This window comes from Sporosarcina ureae (genome assembly GCF_002101375.1).
Lineage (GTDB): Bacteria > Bacillota > Bacilli > Bacillales_A > Planococcaceae > Sporosarcina > Sporosarcina ureae_B.
Map to the genome: position 1 here is coordinate 1,800,853 of NZ_CP015207.1, position 22,822 is coordinate 1,823,674.

The 22,822-nt window shown below is 40.5% G+C and carries 22 protein-coding genes; 8 read left to right on the top strand and 14 right to left on the bottom strand.

Annotation, left to right across the window (positions count from 1 at the left end):
• Positions 1-147: 147 nt before the first annotated feature.
• From SporoP8_RS08970 to SporoP8_RS08980, 3 genes are all read right to left on the bottom strand, one after another.
• On the bottom strand, positions 148-861 hold the full coding sequence (locus tag SporoP8_RS08970; protein ID WP_085132188.1) for an anti-sigma factor: 714 nt from the start codon (positions 859-861) through the stop codon (positions 148-150).
• Positions 854-1,417, bottom strand: coding sequence for an RNA polymerase sigma factor (locus SporoP8_RS08975; RefSeq protein WP_085132189.1), 564 nt, complete (start codon positions 1,415-1,417; stop codon positions 854-856). Before SporoP8_RS08975 ends, SporoP8_RS08970 begins: the two co-directional genes overlap by 8 nt.
• A 138-nt stretch (positions 1,418-1,555) precedes the next feature.
• A complete protein-coding gene (locus SporoP8_RS08980) occupies positions 1,556-1,903 on the bottom strand; it encodes a DUF378 domain-containing protein (RefSeq protein WP_085132190.1) in 348 nt (115 codons plus the stop codon).
• 170 nt (positions 1,904-2,073) lie between these two features.
• Here SporoP8_RS08980 and SporoP8_RS08985 point away from each other — a divergent pair, with 170 nt between their 5' ends.
• Together SporoP8_RS08985 and SporoP8_RS16535 are read left to right on the top strand one after the other, a co-directional pair.
• Positions 2,074-2,991, top strand: a complete 918-nt coding sequence (locus SporoP8_RS08985) for a patatin-like phospholipase family protein (protein WP_085132191.1) — start codon at positions 2,074-2,076, stop codon at positions 2,989-2,991.
• Between the two features lie 75 nt (positions 2,992-3,066).
• Positions 3,067-3,222, top strand: a complete 156-nt coding sequence (locus tag SporoP8_RS16535) for a hypothetical protein (RefSeq protein WP_157111245.1) — start codon at positions 3,067-3,069, stop codon at positions 3,220-3,222.
• A gap of 27 nt (positions 3,223-3,249) precedes the next feature.
• Here the strand turns inward: SporoP8_RS16535 and SporoP8_RS08990 are convergent, their stop codons facing one another.
• Positions 3,250-3,477 (bottom strand): group-specific protein, encoded by a 228-nt coding sequence (locus SporoP8_RS08990; RefSeq protein WP_085132192.1) that lies wholly within the window; start codon positions 3,475-3,477, stop codon positions 3,250-3,252.
• A 164-nt stretch (positions 3,478-3,641) separates the two neighbouring features.
• Between SporoP8_RS08990 and SporoP8_RS08995 the strand changes: the two genes are divergently transcribed.
• The 4 genes from SporoP8_RS08995 to SporoP8_RS09010 all read left to right on the top strand — a co-directional run bounded on the left by SporoP8_RS08995 (position 3,642) and on the right by SporoP8_RS09010 (position 7,000).
• Positions 3,642-4,970, top strand: a complete 1,329-nt coding sequence (locus SporoP8_RS08995; protein WP_085132193.1) for a TrkH family potassium uptake protein — start codon at positions 3,642-3,644, stop codon at positions 4,968-4,970.
• 124 nt (positions 4,971-5,094) lie between these two features.
• A complete protein-coding gene (locus tag SporoP8_RS09000; protein WP_085132194.1) occupies positions 5,095-5,466 on the top strand; it encodes a GntR family transcriptional regulator in 372 nt (123 codons plus the stop codon).
• Between the two features lie 5 nt (positions 5,467-5,471).
• Positions 5,472-6,329 (top strand): ABC transporter ATP-binding protein, encoded by an 858-nt coding sequence (locus SporoP8_RS09005; protein ID WP_085132195.1) that lies wholly within the window; start codon positions 5,472-5,474, stop codon positions 6,327-6,329.
• Entirely contained in the window at positions 6,329-7,000 is a 672-nt protein-coding gene (locus SporoP8_RS09010; protein WP_085132196.1) for an ABC-2 transporter permease, read from the top strand. The genes SporoP8_RS09005 and SporoP8_RS09010 overlap by 1 nt, the downstream gene beginning before the upstream one ends.
• Positions 7,001-7,118: 118 nt before the next feature.
• Here SporoP8_RS09010 and SporoP8_RS09015 read toward each other — a convergent pair whose 3' ends face one another.
• A complete protein-coding gene (locus tag SporoP8_RS09015) occupies positions 7,119-8,573 on the bottom strand; it encodes a protein adenylyltransferase SelO (RefSeq protein WP_085132197.1) in 1,455 nt (484 codons plus the stop codon).
• 219 nt (positions 8,574-8,792) lie between these two features.
• The gene (locus SporoP8_RS09020; RefSeq protein WP_085132198.1) at positions 8,793-9,650 is read right to left on the bottom strand and encodes a YitT family protein; all 858 of its coding nucleotides are present in this window, start codon (positions 9,648-9,650) and stop codon (positions 8,793-8,795) included.
• A 163-nt stretch (positions 9,651-9,813) separates the two neighbouring features.
• Here SporoP8_RS09020 and SporoP8_RS09025 point away from each other — a divergent pair, with 163 nt between their 5' ends.
• On the top strand, positions 9,814-11,601 hold the full coding sequence (locus tag SporoP8_RS09025) for a multicopper oxidase family protein (RefSeq protein WP_085132199.1): 1,788 nt from the start codon (positions 9,814-9,816) through the stop codon (positions 11,599-11,601).
• 40 nt (positions 11,602-11,641) lie between these two features.
• On the opposite strand, the gene SporoP8_RS09030 is transcribed toward SporoP8_RS09025, so the two are convergent.
• Positions 11,642-14,545, bottom strand: a complete 2,904-nt coding sequence (locus SporoP8_RS09030; RefSeq protein ID WP_085132200.1) for a DEAD/DEAH box helicase — start codon at positions 14,543-14,545, stop codon at positions 11,642-11,644.
• A 24-nt stretch (positions 14,546-14,569) separates the two neighbouring features.
• Positions 14,570-14,962 carry a (deoxy)nucleoside triphosphate pyrophosphohydrolase gene (locus tag SporoP8_RS09035; RefSeq protein ID WP_085132201.1) on the bottom strand — a complete coding sequence of 131 codons (393 nt, stop codon included), beginning with the start codon at positions 14,960-14,962 and terminating at the stop codon, positions 14,570-14,572.
• Between the two features lie 154 nt (positions 14,963-15,116).
• Between SporoP8_RS09035 and SporoP8_RS09040 the strand changes: the two genes are divergently transcribed.
• Positions 15,117-15,902, top strand: a complete 786-nt coding sequence (locus SporoP8_RS09040) for a lantibiotic ABC transporter permease (RefSeq protein ID WP_085132202.1) — start codon at positions 15,117-15,119, stop codon at positions 15,900-15,902.
• Positions 15,903-16,008: 106 nt separating this feature from the next.
• Here the strand turns inward: SporoP8_RS09040 and SporoP8_RS09045 are convergent, their stop codons facing one another.
• The 6 genes from SporoP8_RS09045 to SporoP8_RS09070 all read right to left on the bottom strand — a co-directional run bounded on the left by SporoP8_RS09045 (position 16,009) and on the right by SporoP8_RS09070 (position 22,702).
• Positions 16,009-16,491, bottom strand: coding sequence for a glycosyl-4,4'-diaponeurosporenoate acyltransferase CrtO family protein (locus SporoP8_RS09045; protein ID WP_085132203.1), 483 nt, complete (start codon positions 16,489-16,491; stop codon positions 16,009-16,011).
• A gap of 38 nt (positions 16,492-16,529) precedes the next feature.
• On the bottom strand, positions 16,530-17,648 hold the full coding sequence (locus SporoP8_RS09050) for a glycosyltransferase family 2 protein (RefSeq protein ID WP_085132204.1): 1,119 nt from the start codon (positions 17,646-17,648) through the stop codon (positions 16,530-16,532).
• Positions 17,649-17,681: 33 nt separating this feature from the next.
• Positions 17,682-19,184 (bottom strand): phytoene desaturase family protein, encoded by a 1,503-nt coding sequence (locus tag SporoP8_RS09055; RefSeq protein WP_085132205.1) that lies wholly within the window; start codon positions 19,182-19,184, stop codon positions 17,682-17,684.
• A gap of 18 nt (positions 19,185-19,202) precedes the next feature.
• Complete coding sequence (locus SporoP8_RS09060) at positions 19,203-20,114, bottom strand: phytoene/squalene synthase family protein (protein ID WP_232319129.1); 912 nt, start codon at positions 20,112-20,114, stop codon at positions 19,203-19,205.
• Positions 20,080-21,600, bottom strand: a complete 1,521-nt coding sequence (locus SporoP8_RS09065) for a phytoene desaturase family protein (protein WP_085132207.1) — start codon at positions 21,598-21,600, stop codon at positions 20,080-20,082. Before SporoP8_RS09065 ends, SporoP8_RS09060 begins: the two co-directional genes overlap by 35 nt.
• 391 nt (positions 21,601-21,991) lie before the next feature.
• Positions 21,992-22,702, bottom strand: a complete 711-nt coding sequence (locus SporoP8_RS09070) for a polysaccharide deacetylase family protein (protein ID WP_085132208.1) — start codon at positions 22,700-22,702, stop codon at positions 21,992-21,994.
• Positions 22,703-22,822 lie beyond the last annotated feature (120 nt).

Genomic DNA, 22,822 nt, shown 5'->3' on the forward strand with positions numbered 1-22,822 from the left:
AGCTAACGCAACGAATATAAAAACGGATCACTTTTCCTTAAAAGTTTTTTAAAAACTTTTAAAAAACTATACATACAGCGTTGAATACTATATGAAAAAGCCTGAATCCATCACTTTACATGAGGTTTCAGGCTTTACTTTTATCTACTATATTCCACCGGCCAATATAATCTGACCTTCTGGCGCTGAGAGGTTCGGTTCTTTTTCTATCGTGATCGCAACAGTATCCCATGTTCCGGAAAGATTCGTGAGTGGGTGGCTCACAGTTCCCGTACCCGTTTCATTAGGTTGGACGATTCCCGCTGGATACGGCTGATCGCCTTCTATCACCCAGACTTGATATAGTTCATCTTTAGAGAGTGTTGGTAAATCTGTGGCATCGAGTAGCAATACATTTTGATCGCCATCCGCTATTAACATTGCGACTGCGGATGCACTCGTACCTTCTTGTGGTGCCAGTATACTTTGGCCAATCAACTGGATCTCACTCTGTGCTATTTCAGGTTCCTTTTGTGTTTCTGAAAACAGGAAAGCATTTGCAACAAGTGAAGCAAATAACCCTGCAGCCAGTACGGTTGTCACAGGACCCATACGTCGACGACTTTTTTCTTTAGTCGGCATTGTTACAAATTCGGCCTCTGCTGGGAGGTCAGGAAGTGAAGCAAATATACGCGCTTTTAAATCTGTTGGCACTTCCACAGCTTCTGACTCATACGGTAGGTTTTCCGTTAACATCTCCCACTCCATTAATTCTTCTTGACAGGATGGGCACTCAATCAAATGATCTTCAAATTGTCTCATCTCGTCTTCAGTCAGGGTACGATTGAAATAGTCAATCAGCATATGACATGATTTATTCATTCGAAACCCCTCCTTCCTGATCAATAATTCCTTTTAAATGTTTAAGTGCTAGCCGAATCCTACCTTTAACTGTTCCGAGTGGCAACTTACAGTGTTCGGCAATTTTACTTTGGCTGAAACCTTTAAAGTAAAATAAATCAATGATTTCCCGTTGCTCTGCGCGTAGCTCCGCAATTGCTATACGGATCACTTCACGCCGTTCATTCCATTCAGCTGTAACTTCTGTGGATACGGTCTCTTCCGTCAGTGAGTCTTTATCCAATATGGGTTCATACGCATGACGTTTAGACTTACGAAGCTCGTCTATCGATTTATTTCGTGTTACTGTCAAAAGCCAAGATGAAAACTTTCCTTTTTCTTCAGCATATTGATTTGTCCCATTCCACAACTTTAAAAAGACATCTTGTGTCACTTCCTCCGCCATGGTGCGATTATTGGTCATTCGATAGGCAAATGAAAAAACCAATTTTTCATAGCGGTCATATAATTGTTCAAATGAATGCCGATTGTGAGCAACTGTTTGATAATAGAGTTGTATGTCATCCGGTTCGGTCATAAAATTCTCCTTTTTACAGGTTTTTTCTTTTTACCTTACCACAGACAATCGAAGGACATCATTTACTAGACTCCTAACATTTCTAAAAGTATAAAAAAGAGGCGTTCCCGTTATTATGCTACGAGAACGCCCCTTTTATTATTCTTTAGGATCTTCAAGCGACCGATCCACTTTTTTACGCTTCCCCTTCAAATCCAGTTCTTCCCCAAATTCGGTGTTATAATTCACATTCCGAATTCGATCAAACTGCTTATGGGGCTCTACTTTCTCATCCACATCGTCAATAATCTCTTCATTCGATTTAACTAAGAGTCCAATCGTTGCCAATCCGCTCAGTCCCACAATGGCATAGACAATCTTCGCAAGAATCGTGTTTTGTCCTCCAAATATACTGGCAACCAAATCAAAGTTGAAAAATCCGATCAGTCCCCAGTTTAGAGCACCAATAATGACTAATGTCAGTGCAATTCGCATAAATACGCTCATGTTGCACACCTCCTCCAACAACCTATAATCGAATCCTGTACATGTTTGTATAGATTCCTTATTATAGTTCACCGAAAGAGAATTTTCATACATTTCCACATAAGTATTGTTCTATTTCTGTTACGGAAACCTTACAGTGATAGACCAATAAAAATGAAAGCAGGGATACAGTGCGGATAAATGGTGTGTTTTCAGGCGGCGGATTGAAAGGTTTTGCGCTAGTCGGAGCAGTTCAGGAGTTGGAGAAACAAGGTTATCGTTTTGAAAACGTAGCTGGCACAAGTGCAGGTGCAATTGTTGCAAGCTTCTTAGCAGCCGGCTATACAGCTGATGAAATCGAAGTCATGTTGGCTGAAGAAGATTTCCAAGCTTTGCTGGATCCGAGAAAGACCCTATTACCATTTCCCTTTATGAAATGGGTTTCACTTTATTGGAGAATGGGTTTGTATCAAGGAAAGGCGTTGGAAGAATGGTTTTTTGATAAACTCGCACGAAAAGGTTGTTATGCATTCGGAGATCTTCCGAAAGGCGCGTTAAAATTAGTGGCATCTGACTTAACAAATGGCAAGATGATGGTATTACCTGACGATTTAGAGAAATATGGATATGATGCTGACCGATTTTCAATTGCGAAAGCACTGCGTATGAGTTGTGGTATTCCCTACTTTTTTGAACCCATACGTCTCGATGCACCAAAAGGACCTATTGTAGTAGACGGCGGTGTATTAAGTAATTTTCCGATGTGGATTTTTGATGAAGATACATCGTCCCATAAACGACCTGTAATCGGGATCAAGCTAAGTCGCAACCAAGATGAAACACCCGGACGCACCATTCGAAATGCCCTGCAATTATTTGAGGCCTTATTCTCTACAATGAAGAACGCGCATGATGAAAAATATATCTCGAAGCAACATGTGCAAAACATCGTCTTTATTCCCGTAGAAAATTATAGTGCCACACAATTTGATCTAAACGAAGAGCAAATGGAAGACTTGCTATCAATCGGACGTAGTCGTACCAAGGAATTTCTGCTAACTTGGTCGCCAGCGCATCCTAAGTTAGTCAGCAACCAAAATGTTATGTAAATGAAACATTTGACATAAGGCCAGTTTAAAACGCTGTCGTGGCGGGTAAATTGACTTACAAGGAGGGTTGCAATTATGACCAACTACCAAGAAAGTTCTATTTTTATCCGAGAGCTTGAACTACTCAGTGACGAGTACTATACTGCACCCGACGATATCAAAACTTATATCTTACAAGATATTGAGTTACTTGAATCTGCGATCTCCCTTTTACAAAGTGACGTACAGTAATTACTCATCATATAAAGTGTATTTCTCTCAAACAAAGAACTGTCGCATCTTACTATTGCGTTCTGCGCGTTCTTCTCCCGTTGCCAAGTCATATTTTTTTAATAGATGAAATACTTCATTCAATGTTTCCTGACTCAATGGCCCATTCAAAAATACCTTACCACTTTCTATGAGCTTTTCCGGCATTACTGATTGTTGCTCATTGAACATTTTGACAACTTCTTGATGCATGTGATCAATCGTACATTTGCTCATTTACATTCACTTCCTTAACTGATAACATATCACAATATTCGGTAAACGCGAAATAAAGACTTGTTGCCTATATTGAAAGAGCTGCAGGTCTTTTTGTGATTTGTTCATATAGTACCCTTCAATGGAAGTGGTTTTGCATTCAATGTACGGGAGATGAGCAGCATATGACAACTAATTATAAAAAACGAAAAACTATTTCTCCACCTGCACTTATTGCTTTGTCTTTCGCAATTACTATTATGATTGGCACATTACTTCTGAAACTGCCTATCGCTACACATGTTTCGATTAGCTGGACGGATGCCTTTTTCACCGCTACTTCCGCCACCACCGTTACGGGTCTGAGTGTATTCGATATTAATACTTCACTGACTTTATTTGGTGAAATCGTATTACTTTTGCTGATTCAAATCGGAGGCGTAGGGTTTATGGCATTTGCTGTTGCCTTGCTGATGATTCTTGGGAGAAAAATCGGCATGAAAAACCGGATATTTATTCAGGAATCGTTCAGCTATCAGTCCATTGGGGGTACAATCAAATTCTTGCGTGAAATTTTATTGTTCGTTTTCTTTGCGGAAGGTATAGCATTTATAGCTCTATCATTCTTCTGGGTACCTGAATTTGGATGGAAAGACGGTTTATATTACAGTGTGTTTCATGTAGTATCCGCATTTAATAATGCCGGTTTTTCCATATTCTCCGATAACTTAGTGTCTTTTGCAGGAAATCCACCTGTCATCCTCATCTTATCTAGTCTTTTTGTTATTGGTGGCATTGGTTTTATAGTTGTGATGGACGTATGGCACAAACGTTCTGTACGGCAATGGGCTTTGCACACTAAGATGATGATTTTTGGCACATTGACCTTGAATGCGATTGCAACATTGTTTTTGCTTATTCTAGAATTTCACAATGACAAAACCATTGCTGATTTGAGCTTTTTGGATAAAGTATGGACTTCCTACTTTCAGGCCGTTACACCAAGAACAGCGGGATTTAATATAATGAATGTCGGTGATATGGAAGAATCCTCGTTGCTCCTTACTCTTCTTCTTATGTTTATTGGAGGTGGAAGTGCTTCTACAGCTTCGGGAATTAAACTAACAACATTTATGGTTATTATATTGGCCACACTTTCTTATTTTAGAGGCATAAAAGAGCCACATATTTTTAAACGCACAATTAAAGCGGAAATCATTGTACGCTCCATGGCGATCGCCGCAGTGAGCTCCTGTGTGATTTTCACCGCATTGTTTTTATTATCCATCACAGAAAAGATCCCTTTCTTGCCTGTATTATTTGAAACCATTTCAGCTTTTGGCACAGTTGGATTATCCATGGGAGTTACAGACGATTTTAGTTCTGTAGGTAAAGTCATACTCTGTATTGTCATGTTCTTAGGACGAATTGGCCCATTGACATTGTTTTTCTTACTGATTCGAACTAAAAAAGAATCGTATCATTTTTCATATGACCAAGTGCAGACAGGTTGATTGATAGTAACTGCTCATATCGAAAACCCTCCAGATTTTACTCTGGAGGGTTTTTTATAGTTGACTCAATTGCCACAACTGTATATACTGTTCATATACAGTATAAAGGAAAAGGGGTGATGTATTGAATATTGTCATCTCCAATTCGGTGAACCAACCGATTTATCTGCAAATCAAGAATCAGTTGAAAGAGCAGATTTTATTGGGCGCACTGAAGGAGAAAGAAGCACTACCATCCATACGTAAACTAGCGAAAGACTTGCAGATCAGTGTCATCACAACGAAAAAAGCTTATGAAGAACTGGAACGGGATGGACTTATTGAGACTTTTCCAGGCAAAGGATCATTTGTTGCTGCGCAGAATCACGAGCTATTGAAAGAAGAACAGTTAAAGAAAATTGAAGAACAGCTAATGAATGTTATTGAGGACGGGCGAGCATTTGACATAAAGCTTGAAGAGATCATTCATATGCTGACATTGCTATATGAGGAGTGAAAAGAATGGAAAATATAGTGGAAGTACGGGATCTGACGAAACAGTTTAAGGGCTTTGCACTGAACAATCTCAACTTCGATATTAAAAAAGGGTTCATCACCGGATTCATCGGGGCAAATGGTGCTGGAAAAACAACGACAATCCGTTGCTTGATGGATTTAATTCGAAGTGAACAAGGAGAAATACGAGTATTTGGCCAATCACATGATAATCATACGGCAGAGATTAAGGAACGCATCGGCTTTGTTTATGACGCGGATTACTATTATGAAGACCTGACTATCGAGAAAAACAAACGGATTCTCGCTCCCTTCTACTCGCAGTGGGATGATGAACTATTCTATCACTATCTCAGGAAGTTCCAGCTGAATACTGCTAAACGTATCAAACACTTGTCTAAAGGAATGCGTATGAAGTTTTCACTTGCGATGGCACTCTCCCACCATCCTGACTTTATCATCATGGACGAACCGACAGCTGGGTTGGATCCAATTATCCGTCGCGAACTGCTTGATATGATGCAGGATCTCATACAAGACGAGAAAAAAGCTATCTTCTTCTCCACACATATTACAACTGATTTAGAGAAAATAGCAGATTTCATTGTTTTCATTCACGATGGTCGGATTATCTTTCAAGGCGAGAAAGATGAATTCACTGAACGTTATGTATTAATAAAAGGTACAACTGACCAGCACATTCTACTTGATGGATTACCTGTGATTGGACTGCGCACTACAGATGTCGGCTTTGAATGTCTGGCGGATACTAGTGAAATTCCTTTAGACCGTCTGCCGTCATTACTCTTTGAACAACCAACACTTGAAGACATTATGTATTACACAGGAAGGAGAGAGCCCTAATGAATGCTTTGATTCGGAAAGAGTTATATACGCAAAAGGTAAGTGTCTACTTTTTGGCAGCGCTGTTTTTCATAGCATTTACAAACTTTTTTACAGACGGCCAACCTGTGCGCCATGTCTTACTTCTGATTTTCGTTGCTTATTTCATAGCCATTTCAACCAGCAACAAAGCTTTTGAGAAAGAATCTGTATTAATCAACAGCCTGCCCGTCACAAGAAAACAATTTGTCCTGGCTAAGTATGCAGCTGGTTTCATGTGGTTTGGTTTATCAGCGGTAGTCGTGCTTGTCTATATCTTCATGTTCGATACATTTGCTCCACTTCCTACACGAATGATGACAGTAGCTGAATTACTCATCGCACTCGGATTCTTTTTCATAATCATTTCCTTATTTTATCCACTGCACTTCAAAGCAGGCTACGTGCTGGCAACTTCTTTGACGATTATATTGCCCCTACTAAGCATGATGTCGTTTAGAATCATATTGAATATTATGGAAAACCCAAGAATGGTTGCAGAACAAACATTCTTCCTGCAAACCGCAGACCTCATTACTACGAATCAATGGACAATCGCACTCTCCGTTCTACTAATCAGCGCCTTACTGACATGGTTATCCATTCTGTTATCGATCCGAATTGTTCACAAAACAGATTTTGATCATGCGTAATTTTTTAAACCAATTAATTTTTGAAAATAAAAATCTCGACTAAGTAAGTTTTGACCTTACCTCCACAAACATGAGATGCCCCATTGAAGTGTTGTCACTTTCAACAGGGCATCTCATGTTATGTTCCGCAATACGTTTGAAAAGCAGTTCCGTCTTCAGGAGGATTCACGTATTCTTCTTGTTCTACTGTATAGGCATATGGATTTTCGAGAACGGCAAGCAATTTTACAAAAGGATGCATATCTCCAGCCTCTGCCGCCTTCAATGCTTCTTCTACGCTATGATTTCTTGGAATGACGGATGGGTTATGCTGCTTCATCAATGCTTCTACTTCTTGAACGTCTAGCGTCTGACGTTGTAGTCTCTCTATCCATCGTTCTTTCCACGCTTTAAACTCCCGTCTATTGAACATGTCCTCTTGTTTTCCGAGTGTCAATGAACGGAACGTGTTTGTATAATCAACCTGATGAGTTTCCATCAGGGCAAGCAAGTCTTTTATCAATGTTTCATCGGCTTCTTCTTCATTGAACAGACCTAGTTTACAGCGCATACCACCCAGCCACTCCGTCATGTACAGTCTTGCAAATTCAGCAAGCTTGCTCTCTACCAGCGCTACGGCTTCTGTCTGTTCTTCATGAAGCAATGGCACAAGTGTTTCAGCAAAACGAGTCAGATTCCACTCTGCGATACCTGGCTGATTGCGGTACGCGTAACGTCCTTGCACATCAATGGAGCTAAAGACCGTTTGAGGATTATATGTATCCATGAACGCGCACGGACCGTAGTCAATCGTCTCACCGCTAATTGCCATATTGTCCGTATTCATCACACCATGAATAAAACCGACAAGTTGCCATTTCGCGATCAAAGATGCTTGTCGGCATATTACTTGTTCAAGCAACGCAAGATATGGCTGGCTATCCGAAGCCGCTTCCGGGAAATGACGTGCAATCGTGTAGTCCGCAAGTTCACGCAAATCCGCCACTACTTGTCTGGCTGCCGCGTATTGGAATGTCCCAACGCGTAAATGACTCGAAGCCACTCTTGTCAGCACCGCTCCTGTCAAAGCCGTTTCGCGTAAAACAGGTTCTCCTGTCACCGTGACAGCTAAACTGCGTGTGGTGGGGATATTTAGTCCATGCATTGCTTCGCTAATTAAATATTCACGTAACATTGGCCCGAGTGCAGCACGTCCGTCTCCACCGCGTGAATAGGGCGTCCTTCCAGATCCTTTTAACTGAATATCTACCCGTTGCCCTTCTGGTGTCAATTGCTCTCCCAACAGCATAGCGCGTCCATCACCTAGCATAGTGAAATTACCGAATTGATGACCTGCATAGGCTTGAGCAATAGGGTCCATTGCTTCAAGTCGTTCATTTCCAGCAAAAATAGCGATCGCTTCTTCCGAATGTAATTGGTTTTCATCGAGTCCCAGCGATACCGCTAGTTCCTCATTAGTCAGAACCAGTTGCGGTGAGCTGACAGTATTTGGTTCCACTACTGTGTAAAATGTTTCCGGTAATTCACGATAACTACACTCAACATTCCAACCCATGCTTTGATTATGTCTCATATGTTCCCCATCCTTCCCGTATGATGCCCTAGTATGATCGTATTGTGCTCTATATTAATTAATTCTCTTCCTCATCCAGATGCATGTATTGTATCATTTCGGCGATCGGCCAGCCAAAGCATTCGAATTACTGAAGTCCCTCAAACAGCCGACCACTTTGAACCAGTATAATCATAAAAAAGCTATCCAAGACATCACTTGATGTCCAGGATAGCTTTTTCAATTTGATTTTGCGAGTGAAAATCCTCTACCAAGGATTTCCGAAGCATTTAGAAAGACCACAAATGCCTGAGGATCTTCTTCTCTTAAAATCTTCTTCAAATAAATTGCTTCCGATTGCTCTACCACACATAAAATCATCGTCTTCTCTTGATTGGCAAAGCCACCTACCGAACGAACCTTAGTCAAACCACGATCAATTTCTTCTTTAATGATCGTCTGAATACGTTCTTCATTATCCGTAATAATTAATACTAGTTTCGATTGAGATGTTTGTAACTGCACAAAGTCAATCACTTTACTCGTCACAAAAATGGCCATCATCGCAAATAATGCCAATTCCAGATTAAATACGATAGCAGATGCAATCACAACGAGTCCATCTACGAGCAATTGAGCATAACCGCTAGATAGACCCGTAAACTTCTTCACAATCTGCGCAACGGTCGCAAGGCCCCCAGTCGATCCATTTCCTCGATAGACTATACCAAGTCCTACTCCCAACATAATCCCTCCATAGATTGCTGACAATAAAGGATTGTCAATTGTTGAAGGTATTCCAGCAGTCAGCCAAATGGTTAGCGGTACAAAAAATGTACCTACTAATGTTTTCAGACTAAAATCCTTGCCAAGAAGCAGTAAGCCTATAAAAAATAATGGGATATTAATGAGCCATTGAATAAAAGCTGGTTCAATTCCATACATTTCATACAGAATGGTACTAATTCCAGATACGCCGCCAGCTGCAAGTCTTGCTGGTAAGAAAAATATATTAAAAGCTAATCCGACTAATATGGATCCGATCATAATCCAAACGTATTCTATCAGTAGCTTTTTCCTTGGTGAACGGGTTTTCATTCATAAAACCTCCCTTTCTTGTTGAGCGAAAAGCACGTTTGCTATTTTACATCAAATTTCACAAGATGAATAGCCTAGCCTATCAGTAGTTTATAAGCATAAGTGGTACCTCCCATGCATCTACTAATTCTGATAGTAAATCCACCTGGAAGGAAGAGATGTATTGAAATTAACACCGTTCATTGATCAATTACCTATTCCTCAATATCTTACTCCACTTGAGAGACATAAGTGCTTCTCATACTATGAAATTGGAATGAAAGAGTTCTTCCACGAATTCCATTCAGAGTTGACACCTACAAAGATTTGGGGATATGAGGGGCAATTCCCTGGTCCACTCGTCAATGTGAACAGTGGCGAGTGTGCGCATATCAAGTGGAAGAATGAACTGCCCGACAAACATTTCCTACCCATTGATAGAACGCTCCACGGTTCAAGCGAACATATGCCAGATGTTCGTACAGTCGTTCATTTACACGGAGCGGAAGTTGAGCCCGAAAGTGATGGTCATCCTGAAGCATGGTTTACGAATAACTATCATACAGTGGGCGCATTATTTGACTCCCCTGTTTATAAATATAATAATAATCAGCGTGCCGCCACACTTTGGTACCATGATCATGCGGTCGGTATTACCCGTTTAAATGTCTATGCTGGTCTCGTCGGAATGTATATTATTCGTGATGAAGAAGAACGCAAGTTGAATCTCCCTTCTGGGGCATATGAAATTCCACTCATTATCGCTGATCGCGGCTTTAACGAAGACGGTACCTTACTTTATTCAGATACAACCAATGTGAGGCCAGGACCTGTACAGCCTGGGTTGACATTCCCGCATCCATCCGTCACACCTGGTGAAGCGTTTGAAAACATCACAGTTAACGGTAAAGTATGGCCTTACTTAGAAGTAGAGCCGAGAAAATATCGATTCCGCATATTGAACGCATCAAATGAACGCTTTTACAAAATGAACTTATCAAATGATCAGAAAATCATACAAATCGGTTCAGATGGTGGATTATTGGAAACGCCTGTATATATGGATGAGTTAACAATTGCACCCGCTGAACGTATGGACGTAATTATTGATTTCTCCAAACTGACACCCGATGATACGATCGTATTAGAAAATACTGCAGCCACACCGTTTGATTTCCCACCGCCAATAGGCACTCTTCCTGACCCTGAAACCGATGGACAGATTATGCAATTTAGAGTGGTTGAATTAACGGCACCAGATACGAGCAATGTCCCGGCTATACTCAGTATTATACCTAAACTACGGGAGTGCGACGCTGCTCAAATACGTGATATTACATTGGATGCAGACATCGATGAATATGGTCGTTTAAAGTTCTTTTTTAATAATAAAGGTTTCATGGAACGAATCGATTTCAAACCTAAACTGAATGATACAGAGATCTGGCGTATCATCAACACGGCTGGCGCAACGCATCCTATACACATCCACTTAGTCCAATTCCAGATTCTCGACCGTATCCCATTTGACGCTCAAGGTTTCACAGCGAATGGATTACTCAGTTTTACCGGTCCACCTGTACAACCTGACGTCAATGAACGAGGCTGGAAAGACGTCGTTCAATCTCCACCTGGATTTGTTACACGAGTCATAATGCGTTTTGCTCCATTCACCGGTCGCTACATGCTTCATTGTCATATTTTAGAGCACGAAGATCACGATATGATGCGGCAATTCGAAGTAGTTGAGCGCAAATGTGAATGCAAAAAATCCTGTACATGCAAGAAGCATAAAGTAAAACGTAAATGTGAATGCAAGAAGAAGTGTACATGTCGCGGCAAGTGTACATGTAAAAAATCCTGTACGTGCAAGAAAAAGAAATCCAATCATCGACCGAAAGAAGAACGTCAGCATAAAAAGTGCCCTACGTGCCCTCCTTGCTCCGAGACGTATCGTTGCGAATGTGAATGAAGGAAAAAGAACCCCACGAGATTATATCTCTCGTGGGGATTTAAGCTTCTATCAAATAATCATAGAGTGTATTTTCTACTGGGTGTTCCATCACCATGTTCATATGGACAACAGGCAAACGCTTCCCTTTACCGTCTATCATATAGTCTTCTACAACACTTCGTTGATCGGGTAGACCTCTACCCAAGTAATAGAAGTCCGTTCCCTCGTCATCATCTTTCTTTACAAATAGATGGATATCAATATCCTTTTCCTTAGCATGAATAATAGTTTGTACTTCATTCGATCGTAGCGTTCGGTTACTGCGTGTGTACCATTTGAATAATTCAGGACTGATGAATTCATCACCGTAATCCACACTAGCTTCTACTTCTCCGTGCTTATGATATGTGACGAATATAGGACAAGTGCCATGTTTCGTTTTATAGCCATACATCGTCGAACTCTCATCTGCCTGCCAATTCAATAATTTACATACGTCTTTACGCGAATACTTTGCATGTAGCGTTAATTTGTTTGCACAATCATATACTTTCGACTTTTCCTTGGCGCTACGCAACACATCAGCAATCAGAAAGACTACATACGAATTATCCTTAATACTCTGTTGGATCTTTTCGTTAAATGTGAAGACTTGGTTATGATCCATCGTAATAATCGAGTGATTTCCGTATTTCTTTTGGGCCATTTGTGTAAAAAACGATAAGTCATAGATTCGCGTGACGGATTTGATCGTATCAGCATCAACTTGACAGCCGGCAGACTCTAGCTCATAGATGAATTCATCCAAACGAACACTTCCTTTAGTGAGCAGCATCTCCGCTAGAACTACTTCATGAATCCGTTTGCCATTGATCAATTCCAAAGAGAACATCGTTAATACCTGGCTTTCATACGGAGTAATCGTTGGTATATGATCTTCTTTAGACTTAACTTTCATTAGAAAATCATAGTAACTATTATGTTTGTTAATGATAACAACCGGATCGATAGAGTACTGCTCGATAAAGTCATATAGATAAGGCACTCTGCCAATTTTATTCCTCAGATCCTGATATGCATCTTTCAAGATTTTCAATGACGTTAGATTACTGCTATTGATTGCGTTGAAAATACGTTTTTGTGCAACTTCCTCAAAATTGATTGTAGAGACACCCTTGATATAACTAGTATCTTTCATATTCCGTCGAACATTATCTTTATTCATCGAACGGTCACCAGACAACGCAATTGGTATCAGATAGTTATTCGCATAGTTTCCGATAAAATCAATGACCGTAACAAATGGCTTATCTTGATCTTTGCGTAGTCCTCGTCCTAGTTGTTGAATGAAAATGATACTGGACTGTGTTTGTCTAAGCATGACCACTTGATTGATACTTGGAATATCGATACCTTCATTGAAAATATCCACAGTTAGAATATAATGGAGTTCTCCATTTTCTAGCCGATCGACACTGCGCATGCGTTCATCATACGAATTATCACCCGTTAATGCTACGGTTCTATAGCCGCGCAAATTCAATTCTCTTGATAATTCATGCGCCTCTTCTTTCCGGCTACAAAACATCAAACCTCTCACTTGATCACCAGCATGACTGTAATAGGAAATCTTTTCAATGACATGCTCTACACGTTCTTTCGTTACCAATTTAGAAAGAACCGTATGGTCACCAATTAGCTCACCATCTATTTCAAAGTCTGTTACGCCAAAGTAATGGAACGGACACAGCATATCTTCTTCGAGCGCTTCCTGAAGACGGATTTCATACGCAATATTATAATCGAAGAGCTCATATATATTGAAGTCGTCTGTTCGTTCAGGTGTAGCTGTCATACCCATTAGAAACTGAGGCGTAAAATAATCGATCACACGCAAGTAGCTCGTCGCACCCGCTTTGTGTACTTCATCAATTAAAATATAATCAAAGTCTTCGGGGTTGAATTCACGAAGGTTTTCAGGCTTGGACAACGTTTGGATACTCGCAAACACATACTTCTTATCGGACTGTCGATTCGCCCCGACATACAATCCAAAATCCTCGTCGATTCCCCCTAGTACCTGCTTAAAGTCTTGCATAGCTTTCTTCAAGATTTGCTCCCTATGCACAACAAACAGCATACGTTTCGGTGCAAATTTACGAACATCAAAAGCGGATAAATACGTCTTTCCTGTACCCGTTGCGGAAATGACCAGTCCTTTATTCTGGCCGTTCGCACGTACCGCGTCAATACTTTTAAGGGCCGACTGTTGCATTTTATTCGGCATAATCTCTAACGCCTGCTCAATTGCATTGGTTTGATAAGCAGAAGGATGCTCAAATATTTGAGCCGCGATTGTCCGATCTGCATTTTCCTGATAAACCTTTTCATAGTCTGCTATCCACTCTTCAGTTAATACATTGGCATCTGACCATACATCCTCAAACTGATCTCTAAAATGATAGACAATTTCTCCATCACGATGAGATGTCAGCTTCACATTCCATTCATAATTCACTTGTAGTGCATGTGCCGTCAAGTTGGAACTGCCTACAATTAATGAATATTGATCACTTTGTTGAAAAATATAGCCCTTTGAATGAAAACCTTTCCTTTCAGTAAGTCGTACTTCTACATTCGGAATGTTCAGAAGCTCACGAAATACTTTTGGCTGATTGAAGTATAAATAAGTGGACGTAATAATTCGACCATTTACGCCTCGTTTATATAAATCGTAAAATAATGATTTAAGTGTAGCCAATCCACTCTCCGTGATAAATGCAACTGAAAACAAGAATTGTTCACAGTGTCGAAGTTCATCCTGAATCGTGGATAGTACCGTTGTATTATTTTTTGAACTATTCACCAATAGCTCGGGCTTATAGCTACCACTCTGATTATGTTCTTTATTCACAAACCCCTTGTGCAAAGACGCTTCCAGTTGTCGAATAAAATCCCCCAACTTACGGACACCCCTTTCCTCATGCTATTGATTTTCCAATTTTTCAATCGCCGGTATATCTGCAGGTGCCCACTCCAGCGTATGTAACTGATCTTTTGCAATCCAACATAATTCCGCATGTTCTGTCGCTATAGGCTTTCCTTCCACGATCTTCGACATAAACGTTTCCAATCGCACAATTACTTTTTCGTACTCATATGTAGTATCTTCTACTGCTTCCCCTACAGTAATCGTGCAACCGAGTTCTTCTTGAATCTCTCTACGCAATGCTTCCTGTTGCGTCTCCCCAGTTTCTATTTTGCCTCCAGGGAACTCCCAGTAATTCGGCAGTGTCATCACAGGACTACGAAGAGCGGCCAACACTTCACCTTTCTCGTTTTCAATCACTGCTCCCACCACATGTACTTGTTTCTTCATCTATTTCCACCTCTATTTGGCTATCTTTCCATTTGGGATCCATTATACCATCAATCGAAATGAAATGAAGAAAGCTCGCCATGTTTCACTCCGCAGTAAATCAGGAATACTTAACTATGGACTACACTATAATTAAACAAAGTGGGGTGAGGAAATGAAACAAGAAAAAACATCTGTACTTTTACGCATAGCTATTGTTATTACTTACTCAATTATGATCCTAGCTAACGCATTGGCCAATATCCTTCCTCTAAATGGACAAACGACAGGCGAACTATCAGATAAATACGGGAATTTATTTGCGCCGGCAGGATTTACTTTTTCCATTTGGAGTCTGATCTACTTATTGTTACTGCTTCATGTCTTCTATCAACTTGGCCTTTTCCAAAAGAAGAAAAATCCAAAACTTCTTAGTCAAGTAGGCGTATGGTTCTGTATCTCCTCAATATTGAATGCAACGTGGATTTTCTTGTGGCATTATGAATATCTGTTACTTTCCGTTATAGTCATGTTACTCATGTTACTGACATTAATAAAAATTAATACCGTCACATTTGACGCTTCGTTAACTCGTAGAGAAGTGTTCTTTATTAAACTTCCATTTAGCGTCTATTTCGGATGGATTACAATCGCTACCATTGCAAACATTACTGCTTTTCTCGTTTCTATTGAATGGGGTGGATTGGGTTTATCTGACGTCACCTGGACGGTGATCATTTTATTCGTCGGAGCAGCTATCGGGATTTTAACTACTATTCGACGTCAAGATATAGCCTATGCCCTTGTATTGATCTGGGCGTATTATGGCATATATTCAAAGCACACTTCAGAAAGTGGTTTTAATGGAGAGTATCCTGCTATTATCTTATCTATCTTAATCTGTTTAGTGCTCATAACTTTGACCATTGTACTCGTTGCAGTAAAAAAGCTACGCAAATAAAAAAGCGCAAAGGAGTAGGCAATTGCCTCTTCCTTTGCGTCAAATATTCGTGCTATCAGGTCGTGTTATCATACAATACCCAATACTTACATACTACTACAAAAACTTATCGTGATGAATTTAACAGCCTTTCCAATCGGGGACGATTAAATCGTTGCACTACGATCAATGGCACGTTAAACAGTACAGCATAGGCAATATTTAGCCAAGCAGCCCAAACAGGATTCCATAAGAAGAAGACAAACCCCGGTAAGATGGACAGCCAATGCACACACTCTGCACGTCTGGATTCTAACAGAAAGTCATAAAGCGATGAAGCATCGGCCCCGTGTAACTGACTTTTATTATAACCGTTCGAAATGAATAACGTGCCATCCGGAATGTACCCCTTCCACTTCTTCACGCGGAATAAACGTTGCCAAATTCGTCCTTCCTGTTCCCAAGGAAAAGCTTTGAACAAGCGTTTATGCTGCGCAAACCAATCGATAGGAATTCGCTGCGCCGCCATCGATATGGATAGATGAAAGATCACCCATGCTACTGTGTCTACAATGATGACCCACAGTAACGGTAATTCGATCAGCGGCATCCCATCACCTCCCCCATTGGCTTTTACGACTTTCGATCTCATACATTAATATTGCGCCCTTTCCATTGTACACTGCCTTTGCGTTTTGATAGATAAAGTGAATACATGAATATCAATATGAAGACGACCAATAATAACGGATACAGTGGAAATACCCACCAAACAAAACGACCGACACGTCTGGAAGCGATCACTAATTCCACCGCGTACAACGTATATAAACCAATAGACACCCCTAGCCAACCTGTCGAACTAAAACCTGAAGCAACCAGCATCATTGGAGTAATGGATGCACCTGCCATCCAAATGTAAATTAGCCCCATAACAAGTGGTAGCGTTGCTGTAGAACCGCTTGCCATGCTTTTAGAATAGCCTTGCACCATGTCGGACAAGCCTCCAGGATACATACGTAACCACGCAATTTCTTTACCGCCAAAGCAACGCACAGGCAAATCGTGTTCTTGAAATGCCTTCCCTAGCGCCAAGTCATCCATTACGGCTCCACGTACGACCGCATGTCCGCCAACCTGTTGATACTGTGCCTTTTCACATAGCAAACATGGCCCGAATGACCCCCCCGCTTTTAAACGGTTTCCTGCTATTGTAAAGACGTTCATCCCTACCATTACAATGAGCGGAAAGAGAAATGCTAGTTGCTCATACCATTTTTCTGCATAATGATCTGGCTGTAATGACAAAATACCACGGCTCCCCATGGATTCAAATGATGCTATATAATTCGACAAACTGTCTGGATGCGTAAATACCGTATCTGCATCCATAAATAACAATAGTTTATTTTCCGCTGCCAATGCGCCCGCCCAGCAAGCCGCAGATTTTCCAATCCAGCCGTCTTCCAACAGCTCATTTGAGATCACGGTTGCTCCGTAAGAACGCGCCAACTCTCTCGTTCTATCTGTAGATCCGTCATCTACCACAATCACTTCATATGTTACATATTGCTGACGAACAATTGATTCGAGTAACGGTTTCAGACGAAGTTCTTCATTTCTAGCCGGAATAATAATAGAGACGGAAGACGTTGAATTGCCCTTATCTCGTATAATGGGCACTCGCCAAAAGACCAGTACCCCGCACAATAGACCAAGGAGTGCTACGACAAGTGCTATTGACAGTAAAAGTACAAAGATGTCCATCGCAAAATCCTCTCCCGCCTCATTTCGTTACGACTATGAACGTTTCTCCAAATCACGTGTCAGAATTTTATCACATACTTGTTGACCGCTTAACGTCACCATGGGCATACCACCACCTGGATTAACTGTGCCACCGACAAAGTACAGATTATCAAAGCGTTCACTTTGCTTCTGATGTTTGAACCCTTTGTTCTTCTTTTTATCCGACACGGTTCCATAAATTGAGCCGCGGTGTGAACCATACGTGCGTTCAATATCATGGGGCGTCCATACATCGCGCGTCACAATATTTTCCCGTAAACCTTCAAGTCCCATACACTCTAGCTTTTTCAGTACATTGTTTTCCAACTTCAAATAATCAGCTCGCGTAAACGGGTTATCTTGAATATACGGAATATGCGGTAAAATTTTCAAGTTTTCATGACCGGGTAACGTCTGTGAAGGATCTGTTTTATTCGTATTGACGAGATAAATCGTAGGATCGTCAGGTAATTGTTTCTTTATAAATACTTTATCCATTTGCTTTTTTAAGTTTTTGGAGAAAAAGAAGTTGTGATGATTAAGTTGTGGATAGCTCTTCTTGACGCCAATATGAAGAACTAAACCTGAACTGGATGGTTCAAATTTCTTCTCAAGTTTTTTCGTGAACTTCGGATCACTATCGATCATCTTCTGATAAAACGGAATTACTTCCATATTGGAAACAAAGTAGTCTGCTTCTACTATTTCCCCGCTTGCCAGTTCCGCACCAATAACTCGGTCGCCTTCTGCCTTCATTTTCCGAACACCCATCCCTGTATGTAGCTTGACGCCTACTTCTTCCGCCAGTTGAACCAGTGCATTGGCTAAATGATGCATTCCACCAGGCACATACCAACAACCTTGAGCATGTTGCATGTAGACCATCATATTCAAAATAGCGGGTGCATCGTAAGGAGAAGAACCAACATATTTAATAAAATACGATAGCATATCGCGTAGATGGGGGTTACGTACACGCTCGTCAATTGCCTCATGCACAGTAGAGAACAGGTCAAAGCCTTTAATGGACTTTAGCGCGCCATGATGTTTAATTACTTCATATGTCGAATCTAATCCCTCTTTGAAGTAACCCGCTTCTGTCATGTCATATAGACCTTTAGAGTAGTGCAGGAACTTCTGATAATCTCTCATATCTCTGCGTGATAAATGAGGATTCATCTGTTCCATCTTTTGCAAGTCGCCATATAAATCGAGCACTTTTCCATCTGGGAAGAAAGAACGCCATTCACGTTCCAATCTGTGGATTTTAACGTAATCTGACATACGCTTCCCACTGTCTGTAAATAGCTTCTCGAAAATATGCGGCATCGTCAATATGGAAGGACCCAAATCGAAACCGAAACCATCTTGCTCTAAGCGATTTAACTTTCCGCCCAGATGATTGTTTTGTTCATACAAGGATACGGAATAATCACGTTGGGCTAATGATATTGCAGCTGATAGTCCCCCTAAACCTCCCCCGATTACAACTACGCGTTTTTGATTGTCCAACATAAAGGTCCACTCTCCTTTTTACAAGCTTGCACGGGCTACCAGCTTGGTCATTTCGACCGCCGACACGTAATTTTTCTGAGTAAAACAATCATATTCACTTTTCCGTACACTGTTTAAAATTCCTCTGTAGATATACGCTGAAGATAATACAGGAAAACGACTATCTTCATCGAATTCTCCAATATGCTGTGTAAAATTGTCATACAGGAACTCCGCACGCTTCGCGAGATATTCCCACATAGTCACAAATCCTTTTGTGACTTGACCTTCAGACAATAGCAACTCGTTGTACTCATAACGTTCCATTTCATCTTGTGGTAAATAAATACGACCTATTTCGCGATAATCTTCACCAACATCGCGAAGAATATTTGTCAACTGCATCGCAATCCCAAGATCTTCCGCCGCGCGATTCAAGTTAGCTTTCGTATTACTTGCGATAATTGGTAACAGCATCTTTCCTACAGAACCCGCTACATATTTACAGTACGTTTCCAATGAACTTAGATTCGGTGGCCTCATAAAATGAATATCCATCCGCTGCCCTGTCAGTTGCTCGTAAAACGGTTGTATATCCATATCGAAGCGGTTGAATACATCGCGCATAGCCCTCCATAATGGATGATCTACATCCTGACCTTTTGCAAAATGAGTGAGCTCATCCAGTAACCGATCTAGCGCAATTAGTTGTAATCCACTTTCCCTATTTTCATCCACACTATCATCTGCAATCCGACAAAAAGCGTAGATAGCATATACTGCACGCGCTTTGTCTTCGGGCAGATTGGAAAAGGCATAATAAAAGCTCTTTGAATGATACTTAATGATCTTTTCACAATAAGCATAATCTGAAGCAATAGTCGTTGGCCGATTGGTCAGCATATGAATTCTCCTCTCAAGTTGCTTGGAATAATATACCTCTGTCGTCATGCATAAGTTCCTCTGTCGCAATTCGCGCCGAAAGGAGAACAATTGGTACGCCTGCGCCTGGATGCGTACTACTACCAGTAAAGTATAGGTTTTCACAGTGTGTCGCTTTGCTTTGTGGACGTAAGTGATTACTTTGGCTAAGTGTTGGTTGCAATCCGAATGTTGCACCATTTTGTGCGTTGAAACGTTCTTCAAAGTCTTGTGGTGTCATGAAACTTTCCGATACTATTTCATTTTCCACGTTTTCAAAACCTTTTACTTTCTTCAATGCTTCAAGGACATAGTGGCGATAGTGCTGGATTGTTTCTTTATCCCAGTCGTATTGTGAACAAGAACGATCCGAAACCGGTACCAGAATATACAAACCGTCTTTACCTTCCGGTGCCAAAGTCGGATCCAATTTAGAGCCAATATAAACATAGAATGATGCTTCTTCTAATTTCTTTCCGGTGAAAATATCATCCAAGTTTTCTTTTAACTTTTCATTGAAAATAAAGTTGTGAGCTGTCTTTACTTCTTCATATTTCTTATCCATTCCTAGGTACATCAAGAAACATGAACATGAGTATTTCATATTATCAATTTTTTTATCTGTGTATTTCCCTTTAGACGGAACATCTTTTACCAAGTTTTTCATCGCGTAAGGGAAGTCGGCATTACACATTACATAGTCTGATTCAATAAATTCACCAGCTACTTGGATTCCTTTTGCTTCTCTGTTTTCGATAACAATCTCTTCAACTGACGTGTTGTAATGTACTTTTCCTCCAAGTTCTAAGAATAAGCGCTCGAGCGATGATGCCATCGTATACATTCCGCCTTTAATAAACCATACGCCGTAGAGAAATTCGATCATTGGAATCATCGTATATAATGACGGACCACTATACGGAGAAACGCCAATATATAATGTCTGGAAGCTGATCATCTGCTTCAGACGTTCATCTTTAATGTACTTGCTCATAAATTCATCTGCGGTGTCAAATGTCTTCAGCTTTAAACCTTGTTTAAGTACGGATAAATTGTAGAAATCTGATGGTTTACGGAATGGTTTCTGCAAGAAATGCTCTTTCGCAACAAGGAAGCGTTTATAGATGACCTGTAGGTATTCAAGGAATCCTGCTGCATCATCTTCACTTATCCCTTCAAAGACTTCTATTAATTTTGATAATTCCGCGGAAATTTCATAGTGATCTTGCGGTTTATCTCCAAAATATACGCTATACATAGGATCCAACCGTTCCATTGGAATATAGTCGTCCGGGTCTTTTCCGCATAGGTAAAATATTTCTTTATACAGATCAGGCATCATAACAATTGTCGGCCCTAGATCAAATTGATAGCCGTCTTGTTCAATACGGTGCATCTTACCTCCAGCCATGGATTCCTTTTCAAAAAGCTCTACTTGATAACCTGCGTGTTGAAGTCGAATAGCACTGGCTAATCCTGCTACACCTGCCCCAATTACATGTACTTTTTTCTTCATTTTCAACATCTCCTCACTTCTATATCGAAACAAACCTTATACAAGAGTACATATTAAATGGAATAATAGCGTTTTTATATAAATAACCTTATACAATGGTTATACACTATTATTGAAACTTACACAAGCGATAGAATGTGTGTTTTAAAAGTTACGCGAAAATGCCTCTAATCTTATAAAAGATCAGAGGCATTTCTGTATAATCATAAATGGATTTATATAGGTATAGACTTGTAGGAACTTGCTTGATTACGCAGTAAGACGAATATAAGGTTAAGAGAAAGTTAGTGTTTATCGATATTGTAGTGAAATGTTTTCTGCTTTCAAAAGCTACTGCATTTATGAAAGACAAAATGGATATTCAGTTAAACATGCACAAATCACTACCCAGCTACCGTTTAAGACCATTGACGGGTACGAATTCCACACCTTCCGCCACAGCCTCTTCCAAGTATATAGATAGCCTGTCCAACATGTAGGCTGGTGCTTCGTCATCTGCTCCTCGGTTGGTACCGTCGTCATGCAATAGTACAATAGAGCCTTCAGCTGGTGTGTTGCGCAAACCTTCTAGTAATCCTGATTTACAACTCTCTATTTTCCAGTCTTGAAAGACATGTGACCAAAGTATAATTTGATAGGGTTTGGTGACGAATAGTGTTGCAGCATTCAGAAGGCCCCATGGCGGTCTGTATAATATTGGCGATTCACCCGTAACATTAACGATGGCACGGTGAGTTTCTTTAATTTCATGTGATAGTTGAGATGGTGTTAATAGCCAGCTAGATGTGTGACGATCATGATGAATACCGATTTGATGGCCTTCCTTATGCATACGTTCGACAACGTTAGGATACTGCCGTACGTTCTGACCTAATACAAAAAATGTTGCTTTGATTTGATAGCGTTTGAGTAAATCAAGCAGTTGCATTGTATACACAGGATGGGGGCCATCGTCAAACGTTAATGCAATCCCTTTTCGTTCATCTAACTGTTGCGTGATACGATAGCGAGTTTTTCGGATCAACGCAGTTGCTCCCATGCCATAGGCGAAAGGAAGAAGTGCAATTACTCCTGTGATCCAGGCTAAATTCTGTTTTTTCATACTAGTTCACTTCCTTTTTCTTTAGTATAGAGTGTATGTGTTCATAATTCAAAACTATCTCCATGTGTTTATTTATATCTGACCACTTAAATTAATTATAAATTGACTCTTTTTAAAGCA